The organism is Couchioplanes caeruleus, assembly GCF_003751945.1.
GTDB classification, from domain to species: domain Bacteria; phylum Actinomycetota; class Actinomycetes; order Mycobacteriales; family Micromonosporaceae; genus Actinoplanes; species Actinoplanes caeruleus.
Map to the genome: position 1 here is coordinate 3,259,943 of NZ_RJKL01000001.1, position 13,002 is coordinate 3,272,944.

General features: G+C 71.8%; 13 protein-coding genes. 7 read left to right on the forward strand and 6 right to left on the reverse strand.

Features of this window, described 5'->3' with window-relative positions:
* The first annotated feature begins 7 nt into the window (after positions 1–7).
* A complete protein-coding gene (locus EDD30_RS14385) occupies positions 8–1,084 on the forward strand; it encodes an SdrD B-like domain-containing protein (RefSeq protein WP_071805840.1) in 1,077 nt (358 codons plus the stop codon).
* Here the strand turns inward: EDD30_RS14385 and EDD30_RS38265 are convergent.
* From EDD30_RS38265 to EDD30_RS14395, 3 genes are all read right to left on the reverse strand, one after another.
* Entirely contained in the window at positions 1,068–1,322 is a 255-nt protein-coding gene (locus tag EDD30_RS38265; protein ID WP_148088134.1) for a hypothetical protein, read from the reverse strand. The two genes, EDD30_RS14385 and EDD30_RS38265, sit on opposite strands and share 17 nt — an antisense overlap.
* Positions 1,323–1,483: 161 nt before the next feature.
* A complete protein-coding gene (locus tag EDD30_RS14390) occupies positions 1,484–2,644 on the reverse strand; it encodes an NsdA family TPR-like regulatory protein (protein WP_071805841.1) in 1,161 nt (386 codons plus the stop codon).
* Positions 2,645–2,737: 93 nt separating this feature from the next.
* Positions 2,738–3,016: a hypothetical protein gene (locus EDD30_RS14395; RefSeq protein WP_071805842.1), complete on the reverse strand. Its 279-nt coding sequence runs from the start codon at positions 3,014–3,016 to the stop codon at positions 2,738–2,740.
* 443 nt (positions 3,017–3,459) lie between these two features.
* Here EDD30_RS14395 and ppc point away from each other — a divergent pair, with 443 nt between their 5' ends.
* Complete coding sequence (gene ppc, locus EDD30_RS14405; RefSeq protein WP_071805844.1) at positions 3,460–6,255, forward strand: phosphoenolpyruvate carboxylase; 2,796 nt, start codon at positions 3,460–3,462, stop codon at positions 6,253–6,255.
* Positions 6,256–6,262: 7 nt separating this feature from the next.
* Here ppc and EDD30_RS14410 read toward each other — a convergent pair whose 3' ends face one another.
* On the reverse strand, positions 6,263–6,982 hold the full coding sequence (locus EDD30_RS14410; protein WP_071805845.1) for a hypothetical protein: 720 nt from the start codon (positions 6,980–6,982) through the stop codon (positions 6,263–6,265).
* Positions 6,975–7,625: an RNA polymerase sigma factor gene (locus EDD30_RS14415; protein WP_342353731.1), complete on the reverse strand. Its 651-nt coding sequence runs from the start codon at positions 7,623–7,625 to the stop codon at positions 6,975–6,977. Before EDD30_RS14415 ends, EDD30_RS14410 begins: the two co-directional genes overlap by 8 nt.
* A gap of 5 nt (positions 7,626–7,630) precedes the next feature.
* Here EDD30_RS14415 and EDD30_RS14420 point away from each other — a divergent pair, with 5 nt between their 5' ends.
* The 5 genes from EDD30_RS14420 to EDD30_RS14440 all read left to right on the forward strand — a co-directional run bounded on the left by EDD30_RS14420 (position 7,631) and on the right by EDD30_RS14440 (position 12,244).
* Entirely contained in the window at positions 7,631–8,782 is a 1,152-nt protein-coding gene (locus EDD30_RS14420) for a hypothetical protein (protein WP_071805846.1), read from the forward strand.
* Between the two features lie 71 nt (positions 8,783–8,853).
* Positions 8,854–9,768, forward strand: coding sequence for an ABC transporter ATP-binding protein (locus EDD30_RS14425; RefSeq protein ID WP_071805847.1), 915 nt, complete (start codon positions 8,854–8,856; stop codon positions 9,766–9,768).
* Positions 9,761–10,624: an ABC transporter permease gene (locus EDD30_RS14430; protein ID WP_071805848.1), complete on the forward strand. Its 864-nt coding sequence runs from the start codon at positions 9,761–9,763 to the stop codon at positions 10,622–10,624. The genes EDD30_RS14425 and EDD30_RS14430 overlap by 8 nt, the downstream gene beginning before the upstream one ends.
* The gene (locus EDD30_RS14435) at positions 10,621–11,532 is read left to right on the forward strand and encodes an ABC transporter ATP-binding protein (RefSeq protein ID WP_211277800.1); all 912 of its coding nucleotides are present in this window, start codon (positions 10,621–10,623) and stop codon (positions 11,530–11,532) included. The genes EDD30_RS14430 and EDD30_RS14435 overlap by 4 nt, the downstream gene beginning before the upstream one ends.
* Position 11,533: 1 nt before the next feature.
* Positions 11,534–12,244, forward strand: coding sequence for an ABC transporter permease (locus EDD30_RS14440; RefSeq protein WP_071805850.1), 711 nt, complete (start codon positions 11,534–11,536; stop codon positions 12,242–12,244).
* Here EDD30_RS14440 and EDD30_RS14445 read toward each other — a convergent pair.
* Positions 12,241–12,933, reverse strand: coding sequence for a hypothetical protein (locus tag EDD30_RS14445; RefSeq protein ID WP_143162702.1), 693 nt, complete (start codon positions 12,931–12,933; stop codon positions 12,241–12,243). The genes EDD30_RS14440 and EDD30_RS14445 overlap by 4 nt on opposite strands.
* Positions 12,934–13,002 lie beyond the last annotated feature (69 nt).

Below are 13,002 nucleotides of genomic sequence, written 5' to 3' on the forward strand. Positions count from 1 at the left end.
GCATTGCATGTTTCTTCGCAAGTTGACCGGAGCGGCGCTGACCGTCGCCATTGGACTGGCATCGGTCGCACTGAGTTCGCCGGCTCGGGCAGAGGAGGCCAAGCCCGACCTCAAGGTCACCGTCGCGTTCAACCGCGACATCGGCAAGGTGGGCGACGCCGTCACCGTCTCCGTCACCATCACCAACAACGGCACCGTCACCGCGAAGAACGTCCGGAACATAAAGGGGGCGTTTCCCCCGTTGGACTACACGCCCCCGACACTCGCTGACGGGCCGGGCGTGTTCGATCTCGCGCCAGGAGAGTCGACGGTGCGGAAATACCACGGCATCATCAATCAGGAGGGGTACAAGATCGGCCACCTCTACTTCGCTTTTGTCTTCCAGGCGGAGAACTGGGACGAGAACCCGCGGGACAACTGGGCATTCCGCAACATGCGGGTGCCGGGAATTCGCAGTAACTACACGGTCCGCGCTCAGGAGGACCACACCCACGTCCCTGTCGCCGGCGTCGTCGTCGAAATCACCGAGCAGACCGACAGCCCCGGCAAGTTCACGGCGCGACTGACGACCGATGCCGCCGGGAATGCCGACTTCACGAACCTCCCGCTCGGAAGGTACATCGTGCGGGCCATTGCTCCAGCGGGATGGACGGGGAAGTATTCCGACGACCTCGAGCGCTACACCTGGGTCGAGCCGAACGATCCGGACAAGCTGTCGACGCTCACGCTGGTGCGGAACGGCGATCCGACAACCGCTCCGAGCACGCCGGCTCCGGCCGCCTCCACCGGCGGGCCCGCACCGAACGTCCCGCCCACCGGCGGACCTGTGCCGAGCGTCCCGTCCACCGGCAAGCCCGCGCCGAGCGTCCCGTCCAGCGAGGGCCCGGCGGTCGCACCGAGTTCGACCCCCTCGGGCGAAGCGCTCGTAGACGCCGGTGAGGGTGACGACGAGGAAGGTGGCCTCCCGCTCACCGGCGGCAACGCGACCGCGATGGTCGGTGCCGGCCTGGGCCTGTTCGTCGCCGGCGGCGCAGCATTCCTGCTGGCGCGTCAGCGGCGCACCCGCTTCACCAGTTCCGGCTGAGCGTTCCACCGTAGGTGCGACGCTGCGGGCTCCGGCCGCAGTCGCGCTGGCCTGGCGTGAGCAGCGGAGCAGTCGGTAGGTAGCGGGTCTCGGTGTTCCAGTCCGGGACGGTCGCGGCCAGCTCGGACAGACGCCGCCGTGCCGCGGCGCGTTCGACCTCCTCGGCTCGCTGCGCGCGTCTCGTCGCCTCGAAGGCCCGTCGCGCACACGCCTTCCGCCAACGGCTGAGCAAAGACATCGTCGCCTCCCGCGTGATCGTCGTGAGGGAGGCGACGAGCTGACGGTTGCCGCCTCCACCCCGATCGTCGTGGCGCCGGGACTCGATGTGGAGATGGGCGGTGTCCGCCGAGCCTGCTCTCCTGTCCGCAAGCCTGTGGACAGGAGGGCAGGCGAGGCGCCCTACTCCGGCTCGCTCGGACGGAATGCCTCGTACTGCTCGCGCAGGTCGTGCGCCTCAACGCCCGCGCGCTGCACTCCGGCGACGACCTCCGATGCCCGCCACCAGTTCGACGGCACGATGCGGCCGGAGCCGATCGCTGCGGTGGCCGCGGCCGCCGCCTCGTCCGGCTTCTCGGCGGCGAGCAGCGCCAGGCCGAGGTCGAGTTGGGCGGAGGCCACCCGCCGGGGACGGGCACCTTCCTGTTCGAGCTCGGCGATGACCTCCCGGGCGACCGCCTCGGCGGCCGGGTCACCCGCCCAGGCCAGCGTCGTCGCCGTGTATGCGTGCGCCTTCGCGGGGTCGTACTGGTAGTGATGCTCGGGATGCTCCGGGAAGGGCCGATGGTCGGCGAGCCGCTCGACCCGGTCCAGGGTCCGCCGGGTCGCGGCCCGGTTGCCGAGTCGCGCCCATGCCCTTCCCTCCTGCGCCGTCGCCTGCACGAAGGCCGAGCCGTCCCGAGGTGCGACTCCCTGGGCTTGCCGGGACAGATCGAGGGCCTGGCGATAGTCACCTGCGGTCAGCACGGCCCACGCCTTCGTCTCGAGACACCAGGCGGCGATCTCGCGATGCTCGGCCTGGCCGGCGAACTCCGCGGCGATGGACAGGTACGCATCGGCGGCAGCCGCCTGTCGCAGATCGATGTGCAATGTGGCGCGCAGCAGCGAAAGCCAGCCGCCGACGGCCAGCAGCCGCCGATGCTGGACAAGGGTCTTGCGGGCGTCGACCAGCCGGGACGCGTATTCGAGGTGGCGCCGCACCCGCGGGACGAGATTCGCCGGAGGGGTGGTGGCGTACGCCATGGCCATGGCGTCGACCGCGCGTTCGAGCCGGTCGAGCGTCTCGGCACTGACATCCGAGGCCGTCACCCGGCGCGCGAGCTCCAGCGCCTCGATCTCGCCCTCCGAGTCGGCCGGTGCCGGCGGCCCGAGCATGGCGGCGAGCACGCCGTTGGCGTGCAAGGCGTCGTCGAGTCGGCTTGCTACGGCCGGGCTGGGTGGCTTCCGACCGGTTTCGAGCTCGTGGAGGTAGGACTTGCCGTAGTGCACGGCAGCGGCCAGTTCGCGCAGCGAGAGACCGCGTCGGGCCCGAAGGCGGCGGAGCTCGTCGGGAAACCGGTCCACGGTGTCACGCTCCCGGTAGTGGTCGGAGCGAGGGGGCGGCCGGCCGCTGGGACCGGCCGCGCCTTCGTTTCCGAGGCTACCGCCGCGGCGGTGTCAGTCCAGGCCGTGGTTCGGGATCGTGTAGTCGATGGCGTCCGTGTTGGCCAGGCAGAAGGCCTCCTTGCCGCTGCGGACGGCCAGCTTCCTGTCCGCCGGCCGGAAGCCGGGCTTGTACGCCGAGATCTGCAGATTGGGGTCGCCCTCGCCGGCGTGCTCGCCGTGCTCCGCGAGGGCGGCCTGCGGCGAGGTGTCCTCGCCGGCCCGCGCGGCCTTGAGCTTCGCCTGGGCGAGTTGTGCGGCGCCCTCGCCGCCCTGGATCGTGCGTACGGTCATGTTGATCGTCTGTGGCGGTGTCCGGGGCGACCTTGAACTGGTCACGGTATCGCGGGTTCAGCGTGACGGTCGCCGTGTACTTGCCGTCGGTCAGGTCGAGGGGCTCGCCCTGCGGGTTGCTGCCCACCTCGGCGTTCCAGCCGGCCTGGATGCCCCAGACCGCGCCGAGGTTGAACGGGTTGCCTCCCGAGCAGCCGCGCGGATAGGGGTTCTCCGCCGGAGCGTCGCGCCGGGTGCGCGCCCACCGTCAGCAGCCGAGTCCTTTTGTCATGCTTTTCCTCCCCAGAGGGTCATGTGCCGCTCAGGAAGGTCGCAATGGCGTGAAGAAGACGTAAGGCGGTATGAGACTTACCTCAAACCACACAGCCGGAGCAGGGCACCGATACGATCGCGGATATCGGGACAGCGCTGTCCGCCGCACGCCATGCCCAAGGAGCGCCCCGGTGACAGATCAGCACGGCCAGATCGACCCTGACGGCCCCGACGCCGCCCTGCGCGCCGACATCCGCCGCATCGGCCGGCTCCTCGGCCAGACCCTGGCCCGGCAGGAGGGCCGGCCGCTGCTCGACCTCGTCGAGGAGGTCCGGGCCCTGGTCCGCACGGACGCACCGGCGGCGGCCGAGCGCCTCGCCGCGATGGACGTCATGACCGGCACCAAGCTGGCCCGGGCGTTCTCCACCTACTTCCATCTGGCGAACATCACCGAGCAGGTGCACCGGGCCCGCGACCTCCAGCGCCGCCGCGCCCGCGACGGCGGCTGGCTCGACCAGGCCGCCAAGCGGATCGCCGAGAAGGGTGTGCCCTCCGACGAGATCGCCGCGGCCGCCCGCCGGCTCGCCGTACGCCCCGTCTTCACCGCCCACCCGACCGAGGCCGCCCGGCGCTCGATCCTGTCGAAGCTGCGCCAGCTCGCCGACTCGCTGGACGCCGAGGCCGCGGCCGCGATCCTCTACGGCGCCACCGACACGACCGGGTCGACGCGCCGCTTCGCCGAGCTCATCGACCTGCTGTGGCAGACGGACGAGCTGCGCCTGGACCGGCCGGATCCGACGGACGAGGCCCGCAACGCCGTCTACTACCTGAAGGATCTCTACGCCGAGGCCGCTCCGCAGGTGCTTGACGACCTCGCCGAGACGCTGCGCCAGCTCGGCGTCGAGACCGCCCCGACGGCCCGTCCGCTGACCTTCGGCACGTGGATCGGCGGCGACCGCGACGGCAACCCGTTCGTCACGCCGGCCGTCACCCGCGAGGTGCTGATCATCCAGCACGAGCACGGCATCCAGGCCACCGAGGCGGCGATGGACGCGCTCATCGACGAGATCTCGGTGTCGCGACGGCTGCGCGGGGTCTCCCTCGACCTGTCGGCGAGCCTGGCGGCCGACCTCGACGCGCTGCCCGAGGTGGCGCCGCGCTTCCGGCGGGTGAACGCCGAGGAGCCGTACCGTCTCAAGGTCCGGTGCGTGAAGGCGAAGCTGGCCAACACCCGCCGGCGGCTGCAGCACGGCACCGCCCACGTGCCGGGCCGCGACTACCTGGGCAGCGACGAGCTCATCGCCGATCTGGAGCTCATCCGGGCGTCGCTGGCCCGCAACTCCGGGCAGCTCACGGCGATCGGCACGGTCGCGTCGGCGATCCGGACCGCGTCCGCGTTCGGCCTCCAGCTCGCCACCCTCGACGTCCGCGAGCACGCGGAGCGGCACCACGAGGTGCTGGCCCAGATGTACGCGCGGGTCGGCGAGGTGGACGACTACCGGTCGCTGAGCCGCGAGGAGCGCACCAAGCTGCTCGCCACCGAGCTGACCGGGCGGCGACCGCTGGCGGCGGGAGACGTCCCGCTGACCGACTCGGCCCGCAAGACGTTCGACGTCTTCACCACCATCCGCGAGTCGCAGGACCGCTTCGGCGCCGACGTGATCGAGTCGTACATCATCTCGATGACCCTCGGCGTCGACGACGTGCTCGCCGCGGCGGTCCTGGCCCGCGAGGCCGGTCTGATCGACATCCACACCTCGCGCGCGCGGATCGGCATCGTGCCGCTGCTGGAGACCCCGGCGGAGCTCGACGCGGGCGGTGACCTGCTCGACGAGATGCTGTCCCTCCCGGCGTACAGGGAGATCGTGCGGGCCCGGGGCGACCTGCAGGAGGTCATGCTCGGCTACTCCGACAGCAACAAGGAAGCCGGCATCACCACCAGCCAGTGGTCGATCCACAAGGCACAGCGCGCGCTGCGCGACGTGGCGGCCCGGCACGGCGTACGGCTGCGCCTCTTCCACGGCCGCGGCGGCACGGTCGGCCGGGGCGGCGGTCCCACCCACGAGGCGATCCTGGCCCAGCCGTACGGCACCCTCGACGGCGCCATCAAGGTGACCGAGCAGGGCGAGGTCATCTCCGACAAGTACACGCTGCCGGCGCTGGCCCGGGAGAACCTGGAGCTGACCGTGGCCGCGGTCCTGCAGGCGACCCTGCTGCACACGGAACCGTCGGTGGACCTGTCGTCGCTGGCCCGCTGGGACGCGGCCATGGACACCGCCTCGGAAGCGGCCTTCGGGCGGTACCGGTCGCTGGTGGAGAATCCGGACCTGCCGGCGTACTTCTGGGCGGCGACCCCGACCGAGCTGCTCGGCGCGCTCAACATCGGTTCGCGCCCGGCGAAGCGCCCGAACGCGGACGCCGGGCTGGGCGGCCTGCGGGCGATCCCCTGGGTCTTCGGCTGGACCCAGACCCGCCAGATCGTTCCCGGCTGGTTCGGGGTCGGCACCGGCCTGGCCGCGGTCCGCGAGGCCGGCGGGGCCGACGTCCTGCGGGAGATGTATGCCGACTGGCAGTTCTTCCGCACCTTCGTCTCGAACGTGGAGATGATGCTGACCAAGACCGACCTGACCATCGCCCGGCGCTACGTCGAGACGCTGGTGCCGGCCGGCCTCCAGCCGATCTTCGCCACCATCGAGCAGGAGTACGAGAAGACGGTGAGCGAGGTGCTGGCCGTCACCGGACGGGAGCGACTGCTCGCCGCGCAGCCGGAGCTGTCGCGCACGCTGGGGGTCCGCGACACGTATCTGGAGCCGCTGCACCACCTCCAGGTCGCCCTGCTGCGGCAGTATCGCGACCTGGGCGACGCCGGCCGCCAGCCCGCCACCGCACCGGGCACGCGCCGGGTGCCGTCGGACTCGACGGCACTGGAGCGGGCGCTGCTCACCACGGTGAACGGCATCGCGGCCGGCATGCGCAACACCGGCTGAGTCCGGCTCAGCGCAGCTCGGCCGCGACGGCGGTGGCCTCGGCAAGGGTCGGCAGTCCCTCCAGCCGGTAGGTCACCGTCCCGGCCGACCAGATCAGGGTGGGTGCGGCCAGCCGGCCGGTCTCCGTACGCTGCACGCCCTGCCGGTCGACGTAGGTCACCGGGTGCGGGCCGGGCAGCCAGATCGCCGACTCGCCGCCCACCTCGCTCCACTCGGCGGCGGTCGACGACTTCAGGAACGCCGGCGACACCCGGCCGTCGAACTGGTCGAACCGCACGGCGCCGCCGCGGAAAGTCATGGTCACCACCCGCGGCGCGCCGTCGGGTCCGGGATCGGCCAGCTCCACCTTCTCCGGTACGCCCAGAGCCGCCGGAACGAGCACCGGGAACGGGGCGGCCGCCCTGGCCCCGGCCAGCGTCACCGATCCCGGGGAGGGCAGCGGGCTGGGCACGGACGGCAGGCGCGGCCCGGGTTCGGCCCGTACCTCGATGCCCACCACCCGCAGCGCCTCGCCGACCGCATCGACCACCGCGGCACGGGCCGGTGACACCGCGACGACCGTCCCGGCCAGGGCGGCGATCCCCGCGACGACCCAGCGCCTCGCCCGGCGCGGCGGGAGCGCGACGAGCCGGGCGCGGACCGCCGCGCGCTGGTCGGCCGCCTCGGGCACCTCCAGGTCGGCCGCCAGGGCGCGCAGCTCGGCGATCAGGGCGTCGTCGTCAGGCACCGGGCACCCCCACGGCGAGCCGGTCGCGCAGCTTGGCCAGGGCCCGCGACGTCCGCGACTTGACGGTCCCCTTCGGGATGTCCAGCGCCTGTGCGGTCTCCGCCTCGGAGAGGTCGAGGAAGTACCGGCACACCAGGACCTCACGCTCCCGGAAGTCGAGCCGGCGGACCTGTTCCACGAGCTGCCGGCGGCGCTCGTCCGCCATGGTCAGCTCGGCCGGGTCCGGGCCGGTCACCCCGGTCTCCTCGTACGCCGCGGCGCGCAGGGTGAGCCCGTCCCGGCGCTTGCGGGAGCGGTGCAGGTTGCGGGTCTCGTTGGCGACGATCGAGAACAGCCAGGGCCGGAAGCCGGAGTCACCCCGGTACCGGGAGATCTGCCGGTACGCCTTCACGAACGCCTCCTGCACCACGTCGTCGGCGTCCTCGCCCGCGCCGAGCAGCACCGCGAACCGGTGCGCGGGCGCGGTGTACCGGACGACCAGGAGCTCGTACGCATCCAGATCGCCCTCGCGGGCCCGCACCGCGGCGGCCGCGTCGTCGATTTCGCCGACCCTGTCCAGCCTCGACACCTCCGCTGTGCCGACACCGCCGGAGGCCTCCGGGTTCCCGATCGGCGGAACGTCGGTGCGGGCGGCGGTGTCCACAGGTCATGACGACCCGGCGCACCTTCCTCATTCTCGCGGGCGCGGCGGCCGGTGTGGCCGGCTGCCGCTCCCCTCGCCGCACCGCCACGATGGCCGTGCCGGACGTGCTGATCGCCGAGACCGCCGGCGGCCTGGTGGTCCTCGACGGCTCCCGGGCCCGCGACCTGGGCACCCGCGCGGCCACCAGCCCCGACGGCGCCTTCGTGTACGCGGCCGGCGAGAACACCCTCACCGGCCCCACGGCCACCACGGCGCTCGAACCCGGCTGGGCCCCCCAGGTGGTCTCCCCGGACGGCACCGCCTGCGCCTTGCGTCGGGCGGACGCGCTCATGGTGGCGCGCGGGTCCGACCGGCGCCGCTACGACGTGCCGGCAACCGTCCAGCCGGACGCCTTCACCTGCGACAACACCGGCCTGTTCGTGCTGCAGTGGCTCGCGCCGGAGAACCCGGACCGCTACCGGGTACGACTGATGGACCTGACCACCGGCGTCCTGCACCCCCTGCTGACCCGCACCAAGGCACCGGTGCCGCCCGGCGCGGAGGAGGAGATGCGCGGTGAGGGACGCCAGGCGGTGCTCTCCGGCGACCGCGAGATCCTCTACACGCTCTACACCCATCAGCCCGGCCACCTGCACACCCGCGACCTGATCGCCGGCCGGGGCGGCGGCGGTGTGCACGCGTTCGTGCACGTCCTGCACCTCGAGCAGCGGTGGGCGTACTGCCTGGATCTCCCGCACCCGTTCGGGGAGGGGCCGGCGGAGTCGCACTCCGTCGCCGTCGACTCGGCGAGCGGCCGGCTCGCCGTCGTGGACGTGGCCTCCGGGTCGCTCGCGTACGCCCGGACCGAGAGCCTGACCATCGAGCGGGTCGACCCGGTGCCCGTCGCCGCGGGGCCGGCCGCCCTCGCGCTGGCCGGCAACCGGGCGTACGTGGGGGCGGGTACGACCGTGACGGTGCTCGACGGGAGCACGACCACCCGCCTCACGGCGCCGTCGCCGATCCGCGGCCTCGGCCTCGACCGCGACGCGAACCTGCTCTATCTGGGCGGCACCGACGAGATCCGCTGGCTCGACGCGGTCTCCGGAAAGCCACGGAACCGGACACCCGTGCCCGGACTGACCCGACTGCGCCACGTCGTCGTCCACCCTGGGACATAGCGGCGCCTCAGGGGTGAGTAGGGGTGATCACCTGATCCCGGGAGGTGACAAGTCTCCCTAGGCTGTCAGCCGTGAGCCTCATCGAAACCCAAGGGTTGACCAAGACGTACGGCGGGCGGGTGACGGCCCTGCACGAGCTGAGCGTCTCCGTCGAGCCGGGGATCATCGGCCTCGTGGGCGCCAACGGCGCCGGCAAGTCGACATTCATCAAGATTCTGCTCGGCCTGATCCCGCCCTCCGCCGGCCAGGTGAAGGTCTTCGGCATCGACCCGACGGTCGACCCGGACCGGGTCCGGGCGAAGGTCGGCTACATGCCCGAGCACGAAGCGCTGCCGCCGGACGTCTCCGCGGCCGAGTTCGTCACGCATCTGGGCCGGATCAGCGGCCTGCCGCGGACGGCCGCACGCGAACGCGCCTCCGAGGCGCTGCGGCACGTGGGGCTCTACGAGGAGCGCTACCGCCAGATCGGTGGCTACTCGACCGGCATGAAGCAGCGGGTCAAGCTCGCGCAGGCGCTGGTGCACGACCCCGACCTGCTGCTGCTGGACGAGCCCACCAACGGCCTCGACCCGGCCGGGCGGGACGCGATGCTGGCGCTGGTGCACCGCATCGGCACCGAGTTCGGCATCTCGGTCGTGGTGTGCTCGCACCTGCTCGGCGAGGTCGAGCGGATCTGCGACTCGCTGGTCGCGATCGAGGGTGGCCGCCTGCTGCGGGCCGACCGGATCTCGGCCATGACCGAGGCCAGCGACGTGCTCGCGGTCGAGGTCGCCGAGGGCATGGAGGAGCTCGCCGCCGCGCTGACCGACCTCGGCATGACGCCCCAGGTGGACGGGCGCATGCTGCTCGTGCCGCTGGACCACGAGGACACGTACGACCGCATCCTGCGCGCCGTCGCCGACCTCGACCTGCCGTTGCACCGTCTCGACCAGCGACGCCACCGGGTGGCCGAGCTCTTCGCACCCAGGGAGACCGCAGATGTCTGAGGCCAGCGTCATCCATGACATCGGCTACCAGCGCTACACCGGCCCGAGGCTCGGCCGCGGCGCGGTGCTGGGTGCCATCTACGTGCACGGCCTGCGGGCCGCGTACGGCCTGGGCCGCTCGGCCAAGGCGAAGATCTTCCCGTGGCTGGTGGTCGGCATCATGACCCTGGTCGCGGTGATCCTCGCCGCCGTCCGGTCCCAGACCGGTCTGCTGCCGCTCAACTACATCCAGTTCGCCGACGCGATGAGCTGGCTGATCATCTTCTTCGTCGCCATCGTCGCGCCCGAGCTGGTGTCGCGGGACATGCGCGCCGGGGTGCTGCCGCTCTACTTCAGCCGGCCGTTGCGGGCCGCGGACTACATCGGTGCCAAGGTCGCCGCGATGGTGACCGCGGTCTGGGCGCTGCTGGCCGTGCCGCAGCTCATCATCTTCCTGGGCGCCGCCTTCACCGCCAAGAACGGGATGTCGGACGTCTGGAACGAGCTCGGCGACCTGCTTCCCGGCTGGGGCTACAGCCTGCTGTGGGCGCTGCTGTTCACCGGCATCGGCCTGCTGATCGCGTCCCTGACCGGCAAGCGCGCGTTCGCGGCCGGCGGCATCGTCGCGGTGTTCCTGATGACCACGCCGGTCGTCGGCGTACTGGCGAACCTGCCGTCGCGGGCCGTGCAGGAGATGGCCGGTCTGGCCAGCCCGATGACGCTGATGAGCGGCGTCGGCCAGTGGCTCGTCCCGTCCGCCAACACGGGCCTGCCCATCGGCCGCTACGGCCCGGTGTACGCCATCGAGGCGGTCACGCTGATCGCGACGTGCCTGCTGCTCCTACTGGCCCGCTACCGGAGGGTGGCCTCGCTGTGACCACGGTGGACCTCAAGAACGTGTCCCGCTGGTACGGCAACGTCGTTGCCGTCAACGACATCAGCATGACCCTCGAGGCGGGCGTGACCGGCCTGCTCGGCCCCAACGGCGCCGGCAAGACGACCGTGCTGCACATGATGGCGGGCTTCCTCGCGCCGTCGAAGGGCACGGTGACCGTCGACGGCACGCCGACCTGGCGCAACCCGTCCGTCTACCGCACGCTCGGCCTGGTGGCGGAGCGCGAGGCCGTGCACGGCTTCCTCACCGCCCGGGAGTTCGTGCTCGCGTCGGCGAAGATGCAGAAGCTGTCCGACCCGGCCGCGGCGACCGAATGGGCGCTGAACATGGTCGAGATGGCGCCGGCGGCGGACCGCCGGATCGAGACGTACTCCAAGGGCATGCGCCAGCGCACCCGGGTGGCGGCGGCGCTCGTGCACGAGCCGCAGGTGCTGCTGCTGGACGAGCCGTTCAACGGCATGGACCCGCGGCAGCGCATGCACATGATGGCGCTGCTGCACGAGCTGGGCGACCGCGGCCACACCATCCTGTTCAGCTCCCACATCCTCGAGGAGGTGGAGCAGGTCTCCGGCACGGTCCAGGTGATCGTGGCGGGCCGGCTGGCGGCGTCGGGCGACTATCGCAAGATCCGCCGGCTGATGACGAACCGTCCGCACGTCTTCGCGGTGCAGTCGTCGGACGACCGCCGCCTGGCCGTGGCCCTCATCGGGGAGAAGTCGGTCACCGGCGTGGAGATCGAGGCGAACGGGATGACGGTCCGCGCCGGCGACTACGGCAGCTTCACCCGCGCCCTGCCCCGCATCGCCCTGGACTCGGGCATCCGGCTGCGCAAACTCATCCCGTCCGACGAATCCCTGGAGAGCGTCTTCTCCTACCTGCTGGAGGCCTGACATGTCGACGGTCGCGTGGATCACCGCCCGGGGCCTCTTCGGCCGCCGGCGGGTCCTGCTTCTCCTGCCGCTGCCGATGCTGCTGGTCGGCCTGGCCTGGCTCTGCCGGGCGTACGACGTGGACCCGGCGGAATGGGGCGCCCCGGTGCTCATCGGGCTCGGCCTTGCGGTCTTGCTGCCGATCGTGTCGCTGATCGTGGGCACGGGCGTGCTCGGATCCGAGGTGGACGACGGCACGATCGTGCACATTCTGACCAAGCCGCTGCCCCGGCGGGACATCATCATGGCGAAGCTGGGCGTGGCGGTCGTGGTGGCCGCGGCGACGGCCGCGATCCCGCTGTTCGTCGCGGGCTGGCTGGCCCACTCCCCGGCGCTGGGTGGCGCGCTCGCCGCGGCCGCGGTCGTGGGCGCGTTCGCGTATTCGGCGCTGTTCGTGCTGATGAGCCTGCTGACCCGGCGTCCGGTGCTGCTGGGCCTGGTCTACATCCTGGTCTGGGAGGGCCTGCTCGGCCGCTTCGTGAGCGGCAGCCGGGTGCTGTCCATCCAGCAGTACGTGATCACCATTGCCGACAAGATCACCCCGACGACGCTGCTCGACGGCAAGGTGTCGCTCCCGGTGGCCGTGGTGATGGGTGCGATCTTCGTGCTGGGGTGCGCGGTCGCCTCGGTGGACCGCCTCCGGTCGTTCTCGGTGGCCGGCGAGACGAGCTAACCCGCGGGCCGTCCGGCGCCGCCCGCCTGTCCCCGGACTCCGGCATCATCCCGCGCGTCACCCGCGTTCCCGATCGGCTTGGGAGTGCGCCGGGCGCAGAGGTAGTGCAGGCAGAACTGGGTCAGGCGGGCCCGGGCCTCGGCGCGCTGCTCGGTCTTCCCGCTGCCCAGGGCCGCCATGGCCTCCGTGATCGCCTTGAGGGTCGTCTGCTTCGTCCGGCCCGGCACGGCGGCGGGAGAGGCCTCACCGATGCCGTAGACGAGGTCGAGCGTGACCTCCAGCAATTCGCCGTCGGAGAGCTTCTTCGCCCAGTTCTCGATGCTCCGGCGGGCCACCTGGTCGAGCATCGCGGCGGTCCAGTCGATGCCCTTGCCGATCAACGACGCCGCCCGGCGGGACTCCGCCGGGCCGGCCGCGCCACGGCCGCCGAAGTCGGCGCGGACGGCGAGCGAGCCGGCGACCCCGAAGATCACGCCATTGATCAGACCGTTCTCGGTCGGCGTGAGGATGCCCAGTTGGGCGGGAAGCCAGCCGACGAAGCCCCCGCCGGCCCCCGCGAGCACGAGATAGCAGGCGAAGCCGGCGAAGAAACCCTTGCGGCTCCAGCTATGCCAGAACTGGTAGGAGCTGAAGGGAAACCCGAACACCGCGAAGACCGCCGCTGTCAGCATTGCCAGGACAAGGGACATGACCCGCTCCGCGGTTTATATGATCTCAGTCCAAGACCCTACAACTCACCGTAGACTCGGCGCTTGCCT